The following is a 19,256-nucleotide window of genomic DNA, read 5'->3' as shown; positions in this document are numbered from 1 at the left end:
GTCGTACATAGTGCGAGCGCGGATTCCGCATCGCGAGACGGCTGCCGTTCGCCGCTGGCCGTCCGGTGGCGAGGTGAGATGTCGACCTATCGATTGAGCACTCTCCTGTCTCCCGGTGCGGTCGCTGTGGTCGGTGCCAGTCCTCGCCCCGCATCACTCGGTCGCGCGATCCTCACCAATTTGCGCGAGGCGGGATTTAAGGGCGCGATCGGCGTCGTCAATCCGCGCTATCCGGAGATCGGCGGCTTCAAAACCGTCGATTCCCTCGCGCGGCTTTCGTTCGTTCCCGACCTGATCGTGATCACCGCGCCGCCGCGTTCGGTGGCGAAGGTCGTCGCCGAGGCCGGCGAGCTCGGCGTCGCCGGCGCGATCATCATCAGTTCGGAGATGGGGCGCGGCAAAGGCTCCTACGCCGAAGCGGCGAATCGTGCCGCGCGAAAATCCGGCATCCGCCTGATCGGGCCGAACTGTCCCGGCATCATGATCCCGGGCGCCAATCTCAACGCCAGCTTCGCCGCCGGGCGGGGGCAATCTGGCGCTGATCTCGCAATCCGGCGCGATCGCCGCCGGCATGGTGGATTGGGCGGCGGTGAAGGAGATCGGCTTCTCCGGCATCGTGTCGATCGGCGATCAGCTCGATGTCGACATCGCCGATATGCTCGACTTCTACGCCGCCGATCTCGAGACCCGCGCGATCCTGCTCTACATCGAAGCCGTCACCGACGCCCGCAAGTTCATGTCGGCGGCGCGCGCCGCGGCGCGGGTCAAGCCGGTGGTGGTGGTGAAGTCGGGGCGGATGGCGCACGGCGCCAAGGCGGCGGCGACCCACACCGGCGCTTTCGCCGGCGCCGACGCGGTGTACGAAGCCGCATTCCGCCGCGCCGGCATGTTGCGGGTGTACGATTTGCGCGAACTGTTCGACTGCGCCGAGACGCTCGGCCGGGTCAGCGCACCGCGCGGCAAGCGCGTCGCGATCCTCACCAACGGCGGCGGCATCGGCATTCTGGCGGTCGACCGGCTGGTCGAGCTCGGCGGCGAGCCGGCGACGCTGTCGGCCGATCTGCACAAGAAGCTCGACGCGATCCTGCCGACCTCGTGGTCCGGCTTCAATCCGATCGACATCACCGGTGATGCCGACGCCGAGCGCTATTCGGCGACGCTGTCGATGCTGCTCGCCGATCCGGACAACGACGCGGTCCTGGTGATGAACGTGCAGACCGCGGTGGCGTCGCCGCGGGACATCGCCCGCGAAGTGATCCGCGTGGTCGGCGAGGAACGCGTTCGCCGCACGCTGTTCAAGCCGGTGTTCGCGGTCTGGGTCGGCGCCGAGGAGGCTGTCACCCACGCCTTCGACGCGGCCTCGATCCCGAACTATCCGACCGAGGACGACGCTGTCCGCAGCATCATGAACATGGTGCGCTACCGCGAGGCGGGGCAGCTTCTCACCGAAGTGCCACCCAGCCTGCCGAAGGATTTCGACCCGGACACCGAGAGCGCCCGCGCGATCGTCGAGAAAGCGCTCCGCGAGAAGCGTTCCTGGCTCGATCCGCTGGAGATCAGCGGTCTGTTCGCGGCGTATCAGATCCCGATGATTCCGACGCTGGCGGCCACCAATGCCGAGGAAGCGGTGTCGTGGGCGTCGTCGTTCCTGTCGCAGGGCGTCACCGTGGTGGTGAAGGTGCTGTCGCGCGACATTCCGCACAAGTCGGACATCGGCGGCGTCGTGCTCAACCTCACCAGCGTCGAAGCGGTCCGCGTCGCGGTCGACGAGATTCTGGCGCGCGCCGCCAGGCTGCGGCCCGATGCACGGCTCGACGGCGTGATGGTGCAGCCGATGATCCTGCGGCCGAAGGCGCGCGAACTGACCATCGGCATCGCCGACGACCCGACCTTCGGTCCGGTAATCGCCTTCGGCCAGGGCGGCACGGGGGTCGAACTGATCGACGACCGCTCGCTGGCGCTGCCGCCGCTCGACCTGCCACTCGCGGAATCGCTGATCGGACGCACCCGGGTTTCCAAGCTGCTCGGCGCCTATCGGGACGTGCCCGAAGTCAAGCGCAGCGCGGTGGCGCTGACCCTGGTGAAGCTGTCGCAGATGGCGGCCGATCTGCCGGAGATCCGCGAGCTCGACGTCAATCCGCTGCTCGCCGATGAAAACGGTGTGGTGGCGATCGACGCTCGCGTCGTGGTGCGCGAGGCGGAGCGCAAGTTCGCGGGGCGGGGCAACACGCATTTCGCGGTGAAGCCGTATCCGACCGAGTGGGAACGGCATTTGATCGTGAAGGACGGCTGGCGGGTGCTGGCGCGGCCGATCCGTCCCGACGACGAGCCGGCGATCCACGAATTCCTCAAGCACGTCACGCCGGAGGATCTGCGCCTGCGGTTCTTTGCGGCGATGAAGGAGTTCAGCCACGCCTTCATCGCCCGGCTGTCGCAGATCGACTACGCCCGCGCGATGGCGTTCGTTGCGTTCGACGAGATCACCGGCGAAATGCTCGGTGTCGTCCGGATTCACTCCGACTCGATCTACGAGAGTGGCGAATACGCGATCCTGCTGCGCTCCGACCTGAAGGGCAAAGGGCTGGGCTGGACGCTGATGAAACTGATCATCGAATATGCCCGCTCCGAGGGCTTGCACTACGTCTGCGGCCAGGTTCTTCGCGAGAACACTGCGATGCTGCGGATGTGCCGTGACCTCGGCTTCGAGTCCAAGACCGACCCCTCCGAGCCGGACATCCTCAATGTCCGGCTGCCGCTGACCGAGGAAGCCGCCCGCGCCGCCAAGTCGGCGTGACGACCCGCTGGTTTATTGACCGCTACAGCCGGCTCACCGAGACCACACGGAAGGTGTGCATGTCGCCTTCCTCGCGCAGCGACACGTACTCGCCTTGCACGAAACGTTCGTCGGCGAAGTGATAGCCGGCTTCGTCCGGGAGGTTGGCGGCGCTGTCGTACTGGAATGCCCAGGAGCCGCCGGGTCGATGCACCAGATGACCGAGACTGTCGGACTGACGCGGCCGCTGCCGCGCCACCCGGCAGGCTTCGCGGTGCTTCTTCCAGATCTCGGCGTCGATCCGATCGTCACTGTCGAGCGGCGCGACGATCACATAGGCGATGTTGGCTTCGCCCTCCGGATGTCCGGGCTCGCGCGCGAGTTCGAGCCTGATCTGGCGGAAGCACGCCGGCAACGAGGTGTTGAGGATGGTGGAGGGCGTGGCCTTGGTCATTGTTTCGCTCCTGGCGTTGTCGACAATGCTGACGCAGAGCAGAAGGACCATAATTGATTTGCATCAATCGCGGTGCGCGACGCAAACTGTGCACTGCAACGCCTCGGCGCGAATCGAAACGGAGCAGCGTATGCTGGCCTTCGAGACCGGATGGGACCAGCCGTGAGTTCGGCGCCTGGACTGAACGCCAAGATCGATGGCGATACGCTGGAGCTCGAGCCGACCGGAGCGTGGACGGCGACGAACAGCAAGATCATGGAGCAGCTCTCTGCCGGAGCTGCGCAGCAGATCGCGTCCGCGAAGTCGCTCACCATCGACATGGCGACGATCGGCGAGATCGACACGATCGGCGCATGGGTTCTGGAGAAGCTGTCGCGCAGCGCCGCGGAAGCGGGCAGTCCCGCGCAGTTCAAGGGTATTGCCGACAGCTACGCCGAACTGATCGACGAGGTGCGGCAGCTCAACCGCCGCGGACCGACGCCGCATCCGAAGCCAAATCCGATCATCGCCAAGCTCGACGAGATCGGTCGCTCGGCCTGGAGTGCCACCGCCGATATCGCGGTGTTTCTGCAGATGCTCGGTGCTCTCGGCGTTGCCGTGCTCGGCGTGCTGCGCCGGCCGCGCTCGTTGCGACTGACCTCGTTGACCTACCAGGTGTACCGGGTCGGCTGGCAGGCGATCCCGATCATGGTGCTGATCACCTTCCTGATCGGCGCCATCATCGCGCAGCAGGGCATTTTCCATTTCCGCAAGTTCGGGGCGGACTCGTACGTCGTCGACATGGTCGGCATTCTGGTGCTGCGCGAAATCGGCGTGCTGATCGTGGCGATCATGGTCGCCGGCCGCTCCGGCAGCGCCTACACCGCCGAGCTCGGCTCGATGAAGATGCGCGAGGAGATGGACGCACTGTCGACCATGGGGCTCGACCCGGTCGAAGTCTTGATCCTGCCGCGGATCATCGCGCTGGTGATCGCGCTGCCGATCCTCGCCTTCATCGGCTCGATGGCGGCGCTGTATGGCGGCCTTTTGACGGCATGGTTCTACGGCGGGATGCAGCCCTCGGTGTTCATCGCGCGGCTGCACGAGGCGGTGTCGCTGAATTCGTTCCAGGTCGGCATGTGGAAGGCGCCGTTCATGGCGCTGGTGATCGGCATCGTCGCCTGCAGCGAAGGCTTGCGGGTCAAGGGCAGCGCCGAGTCGCTCGGCCTGCAGACCACCACCTCGGTGGTGAAGTCGATCTTCCTGGTGATCGTGCTGGACGGGTTGTTCGCCGTGTTCTTCGCGTCGATCGGGATGTAGCGATGGGCGGGCCCGCCGAATCTCATGCCATCCGCGTCGCCGACCTCGTGGTCGGGTTCGGCCGGCAGACCGTGCTCGATCATCTGTCGCTCGACGTCCGCCGCGGCGAAATCCTCGGCCTGGTCGGCGCTTCGGGCGGCGGCAAGTCGGTACTGATGCGCACCATCATCGGCCTGATCCCGAAGCAGAGCGGGCACATCGAAGTGATGGGGCACGACACCGAACGCGGTTTCGGTCGCGGCAAAGCTTCGGTGGCGGCGACCTGGGGCATCCTGTTTCAGCAGGGAGCGCTGTTCTCCTCGCTCACCGCGCGGCAGAACGTTCAGTTTCCGCTGCGCGAGACGCTGGAGATGTCCGAGAAGCTGCAGGACGAGATCGCCACCGCCAAGCTGGAGATGGTCGGCATCGCGCCCGACGACTGGGACAAGTATCCGTCGCAATTGTCCGGCGGCATGACCAAGCGCGTGGCGCTGGCCCGCGCGCTGGCGCTCGATCCCAGCATCGTATTTCTCGACGAGCCGACCAGCGGCCTCGATCCGATCGCCGCCGGCGATTTCGATCAGTTGATCAAGACCCTGCAAACCACGCTCGGGCTCACCGTGTTCATGGTGACCCACGATCTCGCCAGCCTCAACGTCGTCTGCGACCGCGTCGCGGCGCTGGCCGACGGCAAGATCGTGGCGGTGGGGCCGATGCGCGAATTGCTGCAATCCGACCATCCCTGGGTGCGGGCCTATTTCCACGGCAAGCGCTCGGCGATGCTCCAGCCCAGACAGGACTAGGACGCCACGCCATGGAAACTCGTGCTCCTTTCGCGATCGTCGGTGCGTTCGTGCTCGCGGCGATCTTCGCGGTGTTCGGCTTCGTGTTCTGGCTGCACAACACCTCGGGCGTCGGCGCGCGCACGACTTACCAGCTTCAGTTCCGCGATCCGGTGCCCGGGCTGCTGGTCGGTGCGGCCGTGCTGTTCAACGGCATCCGGGTCGGCGAGGTCACGGCGCTGGCGCTGGCGCCCGACGATCCGCGGCGGGTGGATGCGACGATCGCTGTGGCGCCGTCGACGCCCGTCCGTCCGGATACCAAGGTCGGGTTGGATTTCCAGGGCTTGACCGGGGTGCCCGTGGTGGCGCTCGAGGGCGGCAAGCAACTCACCGGCTCGGCGGCCGCGACCACGCTGGTGGCAGAGCCGGGCGCCGGGATGAGCATGACGCAGGCGGCGCGCGAGGCGCTTCGCAAAGTCGATTCCGTTCTCGGAGAGAACTCCGGCCCGCTGAAGGACACCATCGCTAACTTCAAAACGTTCTCGGAATGGCTGGCCGGCAAGACCGACAAGCTGGACGGCATTCTCGGCGGTGTCGAGCGGATGACCGGCGCCAACGAACCGGAGGTGAAGAAGGTCGTGTACGACCTCGCGGCCGCCGCCGGCTTCCCGCCACCGTCGCCGCCGCTCAAGGGACAGCTCACCATCCCGGAGTCCAATACCGTGATCCTGTTCGACAGCCAGAAGATGCTGCTGGCTCCCGGGCTGGAGATCCAGGCATTCGCCGGCGCACAGTGGAGCGACAGCATCCCGAAGATGCTGCAGGAGAAGCTGATCCAGAGCTTCGAAAACTACGACATCGCCCACGCTCCGATGCGTCCCAACGACGCCGTGCAGCCGGACTATCAATTGCTGACCGACATCCGCAGTTTTCAGGTCGTCGGTGAGCGCGACAACCTGAAGGCCGAGATCGCCTTCAGCGGCAAGATCATCGACAAGGATGGCAAGCTGGTCGCAGCGAGGGTGTTTCAGCAGGCGACGACGCTCGCCAAACCGGAGCCGATGGCCGCGGTTGCGGCGTTCGACAAATCCTTCGATGCGATTGCCAAGGATCTGGTTCCGTGGACCGCACAGGCGCTCGCCGCCGGCCATAGCGAGGCCGAACCAGCCCCGCCCGCCGCGGCCAGACCGTCTATCGCTCCAAGGTCTTCAGGTACGACAAAAGGTCGTTGATCTCATCCGGGTCGAGTTCAAACTCGGGCATCCGCGGGTGGCCGGTATAAATACCTTCCGCAAACGCTTCTGCCAGTGTTTCGACCGGGTAGCGGGTGTGCAGGGTGCGGAACGGCGGCGCCTGAGCGAGCCTACTTTTGCCCGAGCGGCCGATGGCGTGGCATCGGGCGCAATGCGACTTGGCGAATTCGAGGCCTCGACGTTCCGAGGGGGTCGCGGCCGTCGCCTGACTGGCCATCATCAGCAGGATCGCCGCACCGGCGAAAACACATCGCATCGAGCCGCCCGCCGGGTAAAACTGGTAGCCAAACAACAACTTGCACCATGCATGATGGTCGTGGCATCACCTTGATCTGTGTCAAGCCGTCTTGACGATTTGCCGACATATTGGCCCTCCTGGCGCAGAAGGGCGGTCGGTCGACGGCGACGCGCACCAGGAGAGTTCAGTGTCACGACCGCATGGAGTGATGGATGCCGCATCTCGCTTATCCGACGACGACTTGCGATGGATTCCGGTGTGAGACGCATTGTGCGGTGCGAGCGTTGGCGATTTGCGGCGAACTCGGACCGGCCGATCACGAGGAGTTCGAACGGCTCGCTCAGCACGTGCGCTATGGGCCGAAGGAAGCGCTGTTCTCCGAGGATGAAGTCGCTGATTCGGTCTACAGCCTGATCGAGGGGATCGCCCGCCTGTACAAGCTGCTGCCCGATGGTCGCCGTCAGATCATCGGCTTTGCGCTGCCCGGCGACTTCCTCGGCATGGCGCCCGGCAACCGCTACTCGTTTTCGGCGGATTCGATCGGCGGCGTGACCGTCTGCAAGTTCTTCCGCGGTCCGTTCCTGCGCTTCATCGAGAATCGCCCACAGATGCTGCTCCGCATGAACGACTTCGCCACCCGCGAACTCAGCCTCGCTCAGGATCAGATGTTGCTGCTCGGGCGCCGCTCGGCCGAAGAGAAGGTTGCGGCCTTCCTGGTCGGTTGGCGCGATCGGCTGGCGCGGCTGGAAGGCGTCACCAAAACCGTCAGCCTGCCGATGGGGCGGCAGGACATCGCCGACTTCCTAGGCCTGACGATCGAAACCGTGAGCCGCACCTTCACCAAGCTCGAGCGTGAGAAACTGATCGTCATCGTGCCGGACGGCGTGCGGGTGCTCGACCCGAAGCGCTTCGACGCGCTGGCGGCAGCCTAGACGACGATCCGTCTCGAGTACTCTCCCTCTACTATCGAACTCCCCGCTGTTCACTCCGCCGCGACGGCAAACGGCATCGCGGCCCGAATAGCGCGCTCTTTGGTTCGCCGTTTCGGGAATTGGCCGGGTTTCGCCAACGATCGCTGGGCCGCGAGAAACGCCATGACCTTGTTTCCGGCGTCCGCGAACGAGGCGCCTACCGGCAGTCCGAATTTTCGGCAATGCTCCGGCGACAAGGGCTGACTGGCATGACGCAGTGCCATCGCGGGGCCCCACCACCAGCCCGGAGCCGGCGCGCGCGCGTCGGGGGGAACCGCGCGCCAGGCCGAAATCTCCTGCGCCAGTCGGTCGAATTCGATGTGTTGAGCTGGATGCATGTCTCGCCCGTCGTCCCTGTTGCGCAGGCATAACGATCCCACGTCCGAAAAGTTGCAGACGGCCGGCGGGGGGAGGTGACGCTGGTGGACAGGACGCTGGCCGGGCCGGGGCACGTTCTCAGCCGGCAGAGTTCGTGCTAACGATTCGCACATGAGCCAGCCTGTCGCGATCGACATCCGCCACTCGACCTGTCCGCATGATTGCCCGTCGGCCTGCGCGCTGGATGTCGAAGTGATCGACGGCTCGACCATCGGACGGCTGCGTGGCTCGAAGCGGCAGACCTACACGGCGGGCGTCGTCTGCGCCAAAGTTGCCCGCTACGCGGAACGCATCCATCATCCCGACAGGCTGACCTATCCGATGCGCCGCATCGGCCCGAAGGGCTCCGGACAATTCGCCCGGGTGTCCTGGGACGAGGCGCTGGACGAGATCGCGGCCAGGTTCGACGCCGCCGAGGCGGCCTTCGGTGCCGAGTCGGTTTGGCCGTATTACTATGCGGGGACCATGGGGCTGGTGATGCGCGACGGCATCAACAGGCTCGCCAACGTCAAGAAATACTCGCGGTTCTATTCGACGATCTGCGCCAACATCGCGTGGTCCGGCTACGCCGCCGGGGTCGGCAAGGTCGCCGGCGTCGATCCGCGGGAGATGGCCAGGTCGGATCTGATCGTAATCTGGGGCACCAATCCGGTGTCGACCCAGGTCAACGTGATGACCCACGCGGCCCGTGCCCGCAAAGAACGCGGTGCCAAGATCGCCGCGGTCGATATCTACGACAACGAAACCATGCAGCAGGCCGATATCCGGATCATCCTGCGCCCCGGGGACCGACGGCGCCTTTGCCTGTGGCGTGATGCATGTGCTGTTTCGGGACGGCCTCGCTGATCGGGCCTATATGGCGCGCTACACCGACTGCCCGGACGCACTGGAAGCACATCTGGCGACGCGGACACCGGCCTGGGCCTCGGCGATCTGCGGTGTGGCGGAGGCCGAGATCGAAGCCTTCGCCCACGCCGTCGGCGAAACCAGGCGCAGTTTCTTCCGGTTGGGCTACGGCTTCACCCGGAGCCGCAACGGCGCGGCGCAGATGCACGCTGCGCTGTGTATTCCGGCGGTGACCGGCGCCTGGCAATACGAGGGCGGTGGGGCGTTCTTCAATAACGGCGCGATCTTCGGCTTCGACAAGTCGCTGATCGAAGGGCTCGATCGGCTCGATCCGGCGACCCGGGTGCTCGATCAGTCCAAGATCGGCCGCATCCTCACCGGCGACGCCGAGGCTTTGCGTGGCGGAGCCCCGATCAAGGCGATGCTGATCCAGAACACCAACCCGATGACCGTGGCGCCGGAGCAGGAGCTGGTTCGCGCCGGCTTCGGTCGCGACGACCTGTTTGTTGCGGTGCACGAGCAGTTCATGACCGAGACGGCGCTGATGGCGGACATCGTGCTGCCGGCCACAATGTTTCTCGAGCACGATGACCTGTACTACGGCGGCGGACACCAGCATATCTCGGTCGGCAGCCGGCTGGTCGAGCCGCCGGGCGAATGTCGTTCCAACCACGAGGTGCTGCAAGGCGTCGCGCGACGGCTCGGCGTCGACCATCCGGCGTTCGCCATGACGCCGCGCGAAGTGATCGATTCGACGCTGAAAAGCAGCGGCCATGGCGGCATCGCGCAACTCGAGGCCGATCTTTGGCGGGATCTGCAGCCCGACTTCCGCGCCTCGCACTTCCTGGACGGCTTCGCCCATGCCGACGGCAAGTTTCACTTCCGCGCCGATTGGGGCAACGTCAACGTCCCGCGCAAGCTGAAATTCGGACCGTGGGAGGCGATGCCGAGCCTGCCGGATCACTGGGCGGTGACCGAACAGGCCGACCCGCAGCATCCGTTCCGCCTCGCCACCAGTCCGGCCCGAAGCTTCCTCAACACGACCTTCAACGAGACCCCATCCTCGCAGGCGCGCGAGGGCGAGCCGAGCGTGCTGATCCATCCGGACGACGCCGACCAAATCGGGATCGAGGACGGCGAGGTCGTGGTGCTGGGAAATTCCCGTGGGGAGACGATGCTGACGGCCAGACTTTCAGACGGGCTGCGCCGCGGCGTGGTGATCGCCGAATCAGTGTTTCCGAACCGTGCGCATCGCGGAGGACGGGGAATCAACGTCCTCACCAGCGCAGAATCCGTCGCGCCGCACGGTGGTGCGGCGTTTCACGACAACAAGGTCTGGATCAAGAAGGCTGGGGCGCCACTCGCGAAGCGCGACTGATGAACCCGATGAGCCCGGTTGGAGCCGGCGATCGGCAGTCGTGGTCGCTTCGCGAGGTGCGCGTTCAGGCTCAGCGCTGGTGGCCGAGGCCGATACCGAGCTTCAGCGCCTTCTGACGCAGCGAGCCGACGGTCCGATTGGTCAGACGGGCGATTTCCGCCACCGGAGTGCGCGCCTTCGAATGCGCCTTCAACTCCTTGATGTCTTCCTTGGTGTATTCGCGGCGAGTGATCTTGCCCTTCTTGGCGGCCTTGGCCTTGGTAGCGGTCTTCGCCGCAGCCTTGGTCACCACCTTCTTGGCCTTCTTCGACTTCGCTGCGGTCTTCGCAGTCTTTGCTTTCGCTTTCTTTGCCACGCGTAGGCTCCTTTAGTGAAGCGCCCTTCTACTACACCCGTTCCGTGCCGACAATTCTGAATTTCGATTGTTCGAAGTGATCGGGGCGGCTTCGGTTAGCATTCGTTTAAGCACGTGTAGTTTCGATTCAGGCGAAAATAGGTACTCGCCGCGTAGTGACAATCCTCGTTTGGTCGATACTGCAGGACGGGCGATGCGCCTGTTGTGCGGTCCGGCGGCAATCCGTCGGGCGATTGCCGCGTTTTCCCGCAAAGTGGAATCGTGCCGCCGAATAGTGCAGACAGTGGTCGTTTCGGCGTGTATTTCGCGGAGTCAGCAGCCGATAGGGAGACGATTTGTCGCGAGCGGACGCTTTGCAGGGGGTGCGTAGTGTCTGAGCGGATGCGAGAGCGCGTCCAACCAAAGACGTAACGATGCGCTTCCGACGAGGTAATCAGCCCGATCGCCTCCGCGGGATGCGGATTGCTCAGTGCGGTGATTTCGCGTTTGACGCGAGTGCAGCACGAGCGCGGGCCAAGGTTCGCTCGTAATAGTCCTCGCGGTCCCGCTTCAAGCTGATCTGCAAATTTCGGAAGGCTGCAATGCGTTTCGCGATTTCTTCGCGTTCGCTGGATGCGCTGAGTTCGGCATGGAGTGCCTGTTCTGCTGGAAACTCAGCCGCAGATACCTGAGCCGCCTCGCCAGGAAGCCGCGATCCCGGCTCCTTTGGCACCGCCTCGGGCGTGTGGACCGTCTTGGCGGCCGTCTCCCGCAGGCGCTCGTCCTGGCTGCTGTTACCGCTGTGGTCAGCGGATTCGGAGGTCGGCTGTTGCGGCATTGCTCGTCCTGTTCGGCGTCATTGGAAGTGTTTGATCAGTTACGTCAATCGAAATGCGCGGTGTGAGCCGGAGTGGTGGATAAATCGCCCGCGGGTTGCACGAGCTGGCGGTACCCGGTAGCGCGGCGTCGAACGCAGGAGGTGGAGCCACCGCCTAGATCGCTTCGACTCGCTCAGTATCGAGAAACTTGCCGGGTTCAGGGCGAAGCGAGCGACAAGCTCCACCGGCAAGAATGCCGGACGCCGCGCCAAGGATCAGTTCGCGACGAAGGTCGCATCCGCTCACCGCGGCCGTGTGCGGCTTGCAATCCGATGGCGTATCGTTCTTATTTGCCGGCTTGCGGCGCTGCCTGATCGGGCTCAATCGTGTTCGCCGCCTCGTGCCAGGCTCAAGCGGAATCCATCATGTCGGGTGATCACGGTCCTCTTCGCGTCGGTATCGGCGGTCCGGTCGGTTCGGGCAAGACCGCGCTGATGGACTTGCTCTGCAAGTCCATGCGCCAGCGCTACGATATCGCTGCCATCACCAATGACATCTATACCAAGTGGGACGCCGAGTTCCTGGTGCGCTCCGGCTCCCTGACGCCGGATCGGATCGCCGGCGTGGAAACCGGCGGCTGTCCGCATACCGCGATCCGCGAGGACGCGTCGATGAATCTGGCCGCGGTGGCCGAGATGCGCGGCAAATTCCCCGGTCTCGACCTAGTGCTGATCGAGTCCGGAGGTGACAACCTTGCGGCGACTTTCTCTCCGGAACTCGCCGACCTCACCATCTATGTGATCGACGTCGCTGCGGGCGACAAGATCCCGTCCAAAGGTGGGCCTGGTATCACCCGCTCCGACCTCCTGGTGATCAACAAGATAGATCTGGCGCCCCATGTCGGCGCCTCGCTGGAAAAGATGGACACCGACGCCAAACGGATGCGCGGAGCCCGGCCGTTCGTCATGACAAACCTGAAGAACAAGGTCGGTCTGGAGCGCATCATCGGGTTCATTGAGGAGAAAGGCGGCCTGACGCCGCGCGCGCCGGGCTGAACCGTTACCGGATCCCGCACTTGGGTAAAGTCCCAGGTGAGTTGGGGTGCGATGCTGTACCAAATTCGTGATCCCTCGAGCCGGAACGAAATCCGACGGATTGCGGTTGAACCGCTCTTGGATTTCGAGCCCGCCCGTCCGCTTCTTCATGGATCGTTGAGTTGCGCTGAGGTCGACGCTTCTTCATGGTGGGCCGGCATAGATATGGTGGATAGGTGAGGCGGACGCTCCGCCTCGGACAACGAGTAAGAGCGTGGTTCGGCTAGGCTTCATCATCGGCTTGATCGCCATTGTCGGGGTGGTGCTGTCCGGCTTTTCCGCATCTCGCGTTTACGAGCAGGAAGCGGCCATTCAGCGGATCGCGCTCGGACGCGCCATCGACGTCCATGCCAGTCAGGTTCAGGATCGGTTGACCGAGCGCGAGCTGCTCGGCCGTGTGGCGTCCGGCCTGTTCCGCAAGCCGTCGGTAATCAAGGCCGACATGCTGCAGCCGCTGCGATCGTCGATCTATACCTTCAAGACCGATTTCGTACTCGCCACCTGGGTTGCCCGGTTGAAGCCCGAGGAAGTGCCCGCGGCAGAGGCCGAGTTGACAAGGGCCGGCTTTCCCGAGCCGACCGTCCGCGATTATGACGGCCAGCCCCTGGATCTGACCCGCGATCCGGTGCTGGACGTCGTGATGGACGTCGAGCCGCGGAATCCGGAGACGATGGCGCTTACCGGACGGATGCTGGATCACGATCCGATTCTGGGCCGAACCTTCGCCCGAGCGTTGGCCGAAGGCCAGCCGCACGTGTCCGACCCGTTGCCGCTGACCGGCAACGGCCCGATCGGCGTGGTGCTGGCGGCGCCTGTGATGAATACTGACAGCTCCGATATCGTCGGCTTCGTCACCTTCTCGTACAACCTCGCCACCTTGATGCTGACCAATGATGATCTGTCGTTGTTCTCGGTGGTGCTGAAGGATCCGAGCCGCGCAGGTTACGAGCTGGTCGCCGACGAGGGCGGGCAGGTCAGTTCACGAGCCCATCCCGAGGGCTTCCATCCGTTCATCGTGCGTACCGTGACGTTCGGCAACCGCGACTGGTCGCTGGCTTATTACCCGAAGATCGATCCTTACGAGCGTGCCCAGAAGATGGCGCTGATCATCGGGCTGGCCGGCCTGGCGCTGACGCTGATCGTCTGCGGGCTGTTCGGCTATGTCAGCTACAGCAATATCCGGCTACGGCGCGAGATCCAGATGCGGATCGGCTTCGAGCGCCGCCTTACCGCAGTGATCGACGAACTCAACCACCGGGTGAAGAACATCCTGGCGGTTATTCAGTCGATCGTCACCCGGACGCTGCGCCACGGCTCGGATCTCGACGTCGCCCGCGAATTGCTGATCGGGCGGATTCACGCGATGTCCAACGTGGTTTCGCTGCTCAGCGACAGCCAATGGCAGGGCGTGATGCTGAAAGGCCTGTTCGAGGGGCGGGCGATCCCGCATGCCGACCGGATCGAAGTCGATGGACCGGACATTGCGGTCAGCGCCCGGGCGGCACAGAGCTTGTCGCTACTGTTCTTCGAGCTGGCGTCGCATTCCGACGAGGGGCTGGCCGTGGTCGGCAAGCATCCGAGCGTAGTAGCAAGCTGGTCGGTGACCGGCGAAGGCAAGGACGCGACGTTCTATTTCCGGTGGGAAGAGTTCAACACCAGCGCGGCCACCCGCCGCCCCGACAGCGAGTTCGGTATTATCCTGCTCGACCGTGTCGCGCCCGAAGCGCTCGGCGGCACGTCCAAACGCTATTTCACCGATGTCAGCTACGTCTATGAGCTGACAGCGCCGCTCGAAACCGTTGTCGACGTCAACGAGCGGGCCCGGACCGGGCAGATCACCGCGCCGGTCCGGCCGGTCCGCAAGCCGCGTCATCCATAGCGACAAGCGATCAGATCCATCCCGCCTGCTGATCGGATCGGGCTGGTCGAATCAAACAGCAGAGGGGCCCGGCTACGGGGCCCCTCTGCATCAGGGCTGAGGAGAGGGGATTGACCGATTGCTCGATGCGCCATTGGATCGAGGAAATCGGGCGGTGCGTCAGCCGTTGCCGCCGATCACGGCGCGTACGGTATCGTCCGGACCGAAATCCTCCGCACCGTCGACATAAAGCAGGGCGCTGAGCTTGGATCTGGCGCGGTTGACCCGGCTCTTGATCGTGCCGACCGCGCAGCCGCAGATCGCCGCGGCGTCTTCATAGGAGAAGCCGGAGGCGCCGACCAGGATCAGCGCTTCGCGTTGATCCTGCGGAAGTTTGTCCAGTGCGGTGCGGAATTCCTCGAATTCCAGATGCGCGGTCTGCCCGGGCTGCGACTTGAGCGTCTTGGCGTAGCTGCCGTCCGCGTCCTCCACCTCGCGCCGCCGTTTGCGATAGTCGGAGCGAAACAGGTTACGCAGGATCGTGAACAACCAGGCCGGCAGGTTGGAGCCCGGCTGGAAGGAATCGATGTTGGCGAGAGCGCGCAGCAAGGTCTCCTGGACCAGGTCGTCGGCGCGGTCGGCGTTGCCGCTCAGCGAGATCGCGAACGCGCGCAGGCTCGGCACCGCGGCGAGAATGTCGTCCCGGAGGGAATCGGTGAGAGGCATTAGTCCCTCCCTTCGGTGCTGCTGCTGTTGGTATCCGAGGCAGTCGCGGCTTCCGCCGCCCGCTGCGGGTCGTCCAGCTTCTTGATCAGGTCCGCGAACCGATCAGGAACACCCTGCCGCACCACGTCGTCGTACATCGCCCGTAATTGATGTCCGATCCGAGCCTGAATTTCGGCGTTGAGACCACCCTTGGTGCCTGGAGCCGACTTCTTCATGGTTTGAGCCTTGAATTCTTGCATGACTGATCCAATGTTTTCCCCATGGTCAAGTCCCCTGAACTTCGAGGGTTTTCTTGATCGGTCGCCGTTTCACTGGAGCCTAATGCGATCCCGACCTGAAAGTTCCACGGCACAATGGAACTTTTGCCGCGTTGGTGCGTAGTTGCCCTCGCAGAGGTGCCGGCCCGCGGCGGGCGGTTGCCGAGATGACTGATGGAGTGGGGATGTCGAGATCACAGGTTGTTGCAGAGCATTTGCCCTTGCTGCGCCGCTATGCGCGCGCGCTGACCGGTAGCCAGACCTCCGGCGACGCCTATGTGGGCGCCATGCTGGAGGCGCTGCTCCAGGACCCCGCCCTTCTCGACGAGCGGCACGGCCCGCGGGCCGGTCTTTTCCGTTTGTTTACCCAGATTTGGAACTCGGTCGCCCTGAACGACGACGCCGAGGTTCGAACCCTGCCGATGCCTTCGGAGCGGCGGCTGTCGGCAATCACACCGCTGCCGCGGCAGGCGTTTCTGCTTTTGTCGCTGGAAGGTTTCTCCGAGGAGGAGGTGGCCTTCGTGCTCCAGGCCGATGTCAGCGAGATTCGTGAATACGTCGACGCCGCCGGCCGCGAGATGGCCGAGGAGATCGCGACCGACGTTCTGATCATCGAGGACGAGACTTTCATCGCGATGGACCTTGAGAGCCTGGTCAAGGGCCTCGGTCACAACGTGATCGGCGTCGCCCGCACCCATGCGGATGCGATTGCGCTGGCCCGCACCAAGAAGCCCGGCCTGATCCTGGCCGACATCCAGCTCGCCGACGGCAGTTCCGGCCTCGATGCGGTCAACGAGCTGCTGCGCACTTTCGAGGTGCCGGTGGTGTTCATCACGGCATATCCGGAGCGCTTCTTGACGGGAGAGCGCCCCGAGCCGGCGTTCCTGATATCGAAGCCGTTCCAGACCGCGATGGTATCGGCGGTTGCCAGTCAGGCACTGTTTTTCCAGCGCAATTCGCGGAACCGGAAGCCCAGCGCCGTCGCTTCCTGACGATCAGTACAGTTGCCGCAGTGAACGCCGTCCGGAGGATTTCGGGCGGCGTTTTCATGTCCATCGCGGTCCGTCACAACGCCCGCGCAGCATTGGCCCAAGCGGACCCATCAACATGAACAGGGCGCGGCTGGCATCACGCAGCCGCGCCCTGTGTCGCCGGTTTAGGGGCAGGGGGACTACCGGCGCTCGAAGAACGTCCGGTATGCCAAAACCGTTCCCGTCAACTGATAAAATCGTTAACACGCTCAGTTGATCGATCACCGTCGAACCGCTTTCCCGCCCGCGCGATTAATCATTGCGGGCGCCGCGAATGACGTAGTGGCAGCGCCGCACAGGGAAAGCGGCACAACGCCGGCTACAACAAAAGCGGCAAGATCATCATGTCACACATTGTGCGGGGAATTCTGGGCGCCCTTGCTATCACCGGGACGCTGGGTGCGGCGCAACTGGCGGTCGGCGAGGATCTCGGCCGCACGATGTTGCTTCGGCAGGCATCCGCCGTGCCGACGCAAGACGTCAATCGCTCCGGCAAGGCCGATCGCGCCGGCGCGATCAGTGAGTCCCAGCCAGGGCAGACCGTCGCGGTGACCCTGATCGGTCAATCCGTTCTGGTCCGGGTCCCGCAGCAGCAGATCGGTGGGGCGCTACGCGCTCCGGCGCTGAACAAGCCCGCGATGGCACCTAAGCCGATCGTGGCTTGCGAGCCGGTGGTGAGCGTTCTCACCGAAGCTGCCAAGCAGCTCGCGCCGGGCCGCTGCCTCGCCTGACGGCGCTCCGTTCAAGTGTACAACTGAAAGCCGCATCCGCCCTGCTGGGCGGATGTTTGCGTTTCCGCCTCCCGGCGGCGAGGCGGTCTCAGTGGCTGTCGGGTAGCTGCGGTGAATTCACCGGGAGCAGATGCTCCTTCAGTACCAGTCCGACGATCAGCAAGGGCGAGGCGAGGAAGGCACCCATCGGTCCCCACAGCCAGGTCCAGAATGCGATTGCGATGAACACCGCCAGCGCGTTCAGCGCCAGCCGGCGCCCGATGATGGTCGGGGTGATGAAATGGCCTTCGATGAAGGTCAGGCAGGCGAAGCCGAATGCCGCGAGCAGCCCGGCGCCGAGCGTCGGCATGCTGACGATTCCGACCACGCACAGGATCACGAACATCACGAAAGGACCGATGATCGGAATGAAGTTCAGCGTCGCCGCCAGCGCACCCAGGCCGGCCGGGTTGGGCATGCCGGCCGCGGCCAACAGCAGGCCGGTCGCGGCGCCGTAGCACAGATTGATCACCGTTACCGTCAACAGATAGGCGCCGAGGCTCTCCTCGATTTCGTTCAGGATCCGCAGCGTGCGCAGCCGAGCATCGCGGCCCGCGAACAGCATCACCAGCGCCCGCCGCAGGCCTCGCCAGCTCGCCACGAACAACACCAGCGTCACCAGAAACAGCACCAACTCGGTGAGGGTGGGGGAGAGAAACTCGACGGTGGGCTGCATCCAGTCGAGCTTCGGCATCTGGACCGTCGCCGGAGCGAGCGCCTCGGCGCCGCCGAGCGCGGTTTGTAGCTGTCGCCACATCGCCACCGGCTTGTCCAGCACGTGCAGTTTGTCCCGCATCAGCGAGCCGAGCTCCGGCAGCCGGTTGGTCCATTCGATCAGCGGCACCGAAATCAGTCCGATCATGAACACGACCCCGGCGAGGCCGGCCAGCACGATCAGCACCGCGCTGACGCCGCGCGGGATATGCCAGCGCTCGAACAGGCTAGCCATCGGCGACAGCATCGTGCCGACGACGAAGGCGGTGACGATCGGCAGGAAGAACGGCTTTCCGACATAGAGCAGGCCGATCAGGAAGATCAGCAGCAGCGACACCAGGCTGAATGCGACAACTTCGGTGCGCCTGATCAGGGGGGGACGGTCGTCGGCACTGTCGGGGAGCGGGGTGCCCGGCGGTTCGGCTGGAAGAACGCGCAAAAGACCCCCCGGCGGCTGGACCGATTCGAGCCGGCGATGCGACGCGGGCGTGCGCACTAAACCACCGCTGAGGCGGAAAGTTCCGATGCCGTTCCGGCCGCCTCCGGAGGGGTGGGGCGGAACGGTTTTGGACCGGACGACGTTTGTCAGCAGCGCAGCGAGAGGCTGCAACTAACAAGCGGGGACGCAATCATGATTGCCGTTTCGAAGACCTCCGATGCCGACGGGTCGCTGTCGCGCGGAATTCGTCCATGGCTCGTCGGTGTCGCCGCCGTGCTGCTCGCTGGTGCGTTGCCTTCCGGCGCGGCGTCTGCGCAGACGCTCGGCTATGCGGCCGTGCCGCAGGCCGGTCCGTTCATTGCCGACGAGGAGATGCTGCTGCCGTCCGAACGCGAGGCCATTCCAGATGCTGGCGAGGATGGGCAGCTTCCCGATCGGTTGCGCCGGACCGTGGTGTCGTATCAGACCAATCAGCCGGCCGGCACGATCGTGATCGATACCGCAAATACCTATTTGTACTACGTGCTCGGCGGCGGCAGGGCGATTCGCTACGGTGTCGGCGTCGGCCGGGAAGGCTTCACCTGGTCGGGCGTGCAGACCATCACCCGCAAGGCTGAATGGCCGGATTGGCGGCCGCCGGCCGAGATGATCGCGCGTCAGCCGTATCTGCCGCGCTTCATGGCGGGCGGTCCCGGCAATCCGCTCGGCGCCCGGGCGATGTATCTCGGCTCCACGACTTATCGCATCCACGGCACCAATGATCCCGCGACCATCGGCAAGTTCGTATCGTCCGGCTGCATTCGCCTCACCAACGAGGACCTCGAGGACCTGTTCAACCGGGCCGGCGTCGGAACCCGGGTGGTG

The 19,256-nt window shown here is 64.7% G+C and carries 17 protein-coding genes and 2 pseudogenes; 11 read left to right on the top strand and 8 right to left on the bottom strand.

All coding sequences use genetic code 11. The features are described from left to right. Positions 1–78: 78 nt before the first annotated feature. Positions 79–2,794: pseudogene (locus DU475_RS12205) on the top strand (bifunctional acetate--CoA ligase family protein/GNAT family N-acetyltransferase). Positions 2,795–2,816: 22 nt separating this feature from the next. Here the strand turns inward: DU475_RS12205 and DU475_RS12200 are convergent. After that, complete coding sequence (locus DU475_RS12200; RefSeq protein WP_013504110.1) at positions 2,817–3,227, bottom strand: hypothetical protein; 411 nt, start codon at positions 3,225–3,227, stop codon at positions 2,817–2,819. Between the two features lie 150 nt (positions 3,228–3,377). On the opposite strand from DU475_RS12200, the gene DU475_RS12195 reads away from it, so the two are divergent. Genes DU475_RS12195 through DU475_RS12185 form a run of 3 tightly spaced genes read left to right on the top strand, consistent with a single transcriptional unit; the run spans position 3,378 to position 6,519 of the window. Next, positions 3,378–4,526, top strand: a complete 1,149-nt coding sequence (locus DU475_RS12195) for an ABC transporter permease (protein ID WP_164632299.1) — start codon at positions 3,378–3,380, stop codon at positions 4,524–4,526. A 2-nt stretch (positions 4,527–4,528) separates the two neighbouring features. Continuing rightward, positions 4,529–5,308 carry an ABC transporter ATP-binding protein gene (locus tag DU475_RS12190; RefSeq protein WP_013504108.1) on the top strand — a complete coding sequence of 260 codons (780 nt, stop codon included), beginning with the start codon at positions 4,529–4,531 and terminating at the stop codon, positions 5,306–5,308. An 11-nt stretch (positions 5,309–5,319) separates the two neighbouring features. Next, the gene (locus DU475_RS12185; RefSeq protein WP_013504107.1) at positions 5,320–6,519 is read left to right on the top strand and encodes an ABC-type transport auxiliary lipoprotein family protein; all 1,200 of its coding nucleotides are present in this window, start codon (positions 5,320–5,322) and stop codon (positions 6,517–6,519) included. Here DU475_RS12185 and DU475_RS12180 read toward each other — a convergent pair. Further along, positions 6,479–6,796: a c-type cytochrome gene (locus tag DU475_RS12180; RefSeq protein ID WP_013504106.1), complete on the bottom strand. Its 318-nt coding sequence runs from the start codon at positions 6,794–6,796 to the stop codon at positions 6,479–6,481. The two genes, DU475_RS12185 and DU475_RS12180, sit on opposite strands and share 41 nt — an antisense overlap. Before the next feature lie 194 nt (positions 6,797–6,990). Here DU475_RS12180 and aadR point away from each other — a divergent pair, with 194 nt between their 5' ends. Continuing rightward, the gene (gene aadR, locus DU475_RS12175; RefSeq protein WP_013504105.1) at positions 6,991–7,710 is read left to right on the top strand and encodes a transcriptional activatory protein AadR; all 720 of its coding nucleotides are present in this window, start codon (positions 6,991–6,993) and stop codon (positions 7,708–7,710) included. Between the two features lie 50 nt (positions 7,711–7,760). On the opposite strand, the gene DU475_RS12170 is transcribed toward aadR, so the two are convergent. Then, positions 7,761–7,973, bottom strand: a complete 213-nt coding sequence (locus tag DU475_RS12170; protein WP_246700312.1) for a hypothetical protein — start codon at positions 7,971–7,973, stop codon at positions 7,761–7,763. Positions 7,974–8,238: 265 nt separating this feature from the next. Between DU475_RS12170 and DU475_RS12165 the strand changes: the two are divergent. Beyond that, a pseudogene (locus tag DU475_RS12165) lies at positions 8,239–10,351 on the top strand (molybdopterin-containing oxidoreductase family protein). Between the two features lie 70 nt (positions 10,352–10,421). Here DU475_RS12165 and DU475_RS12160 read toward each other — a convergent pair. Continuing rightward, entirely contained in the window at positions 10,422–10,706 is a 285-nt protein-coding gene (locus tag DU475_RS12160; RefSeq protein ID WP_011159765.1) for a hypothetical protein, read from the bottom strand. 466 nt (positions 10,707–11,172) lie between these two features. Beyond that, entirely contained in the window at positions 11,173–11,523 is a 351-nt protein-coding gene (locus DU475_RS12155; protein ID WP_164632296.1) for a hypothetical protein, read from the bottom strand. Between the two features lie 405 nt (positions 11,524–11,928). On the opposite strand from DU475_RS12155, the gene ureG reads away from it, so the two are divergent. Then, entirely contained in the window at positions 11,929–12,558 is a 630-nt protein-coding gene (gene ureG, locus DU475_RS12150) for an urease accessory protein UreG (RefSeq protein ID WP_047308067.1), read from the top strand. A 253-nt stretch (positions 12,559–12,811) separates the two neighbouring features. Further along, entirely contained in the window at positions 12,812–14,476 is a 1,665-nt protein-coding gene (locus tag DU475_RS12145; RefSeq protein WP_164632298.1) for a CHASE domain-containing protein, read from the top strand. Between the two features lie 159 nt (positions 14,477–14,635). On the opposite strand, the gene DU475_RS12140 is transcribed toward DU475_RS12145, so the two are convergent. After that, a complete protein-coding gene (locus tag DU475_RS12140) occupies positions 14,636–15,181 on the bottom strand; it encodes a sigma-70 family RNA polymerase sigma factor (RefSeq protein WP_013504099.1) in 546 nt (181 codons plus the stop codon). Then, complete coding sequence (locus DU475_RS12135) at positions 15,181–15,420, bottom strand: NepR family anti-sigma factor (protein ID WP_013504098.1); 240 nt, start codon at positions 15,418–15,420, stop codon at positions 15,181–15,183. The genes DU475_RS12140 and DU475_RS12135 overlap by 1 nt, the downstream gene beginning before the upstream one ends. A 203-nt stretch (positions 15,421–15,623) precedes the next feature. Between DU475_RS12135 and DU475_RS12130 the strand changes: the two genes are divergently transcribed. After that, positions 15,624–16,430, top strand: a complete 807-nt coding sequence (locus tag DU475_RS12130; protein WP_013504097.1) for a response regulator — start codon at positions 15,624–15,626, stop codon at positions 16,428–16,430. A 383-nt stretch (positions 16,431–16,813) separates the two neighbouring features. Beyond that, on the top strand, positions 16,814–17,200 hold the full coding sequence (locus DU475_RS12125) for a hypothetical protein (RefSeq protein ID WP_013504096.1): 387 nt from the start codon (positions 16,814–16,816) through the stop codon (positions 17,198–17,200). Positions 17,201–17,288: 88 nt separating this feature from the next. On the opposite strand, the gene DU475_RS12120 is transcribed toward DU475_RS12125, so the two are convergent. Then, positions 17,289–18,392 carry an AI-2E family transporter gene (locus tag DU475_RS12120; RefSeq protein ID WP_013504095.1) on the bottom strand — a complete coding sequence of 368 codons (1,104 nt, stop codon included), beginning with the start codon at positions 18,390–18,392 and terminating at the stop codon, positions 17,289–17,291. A 192-nt stretch (positions 18,393–18,584) separates the two neighbouring features. Here DU475_RS12120 and DU475_RS12115 point away from each other — a divergent pair. Next, on the top strand, positions 18,585–19,256 hold a 672-nt coding region (locus DU475_RS12115; RefSeq protein ID WP_164632297.1), incomplete at its 3' end, for a L,D-transpeptidase.

Source organism: Rhodopseudomonas sp. WA056 (assembly GCF_010906995.1).
GTDB lineage: Bacteria > Pseudomonadota > Alphaproteobacteria > Rhizobiales > Xanthobacteraceae > Rhodopseudomonas > Rhodopseudomonas palustris_G.
The sequence above is the reverse complement of the archived record's forward strand: the minus strand, read 5'-3'. Positions and strand labels throughout refer to the sequence as shown.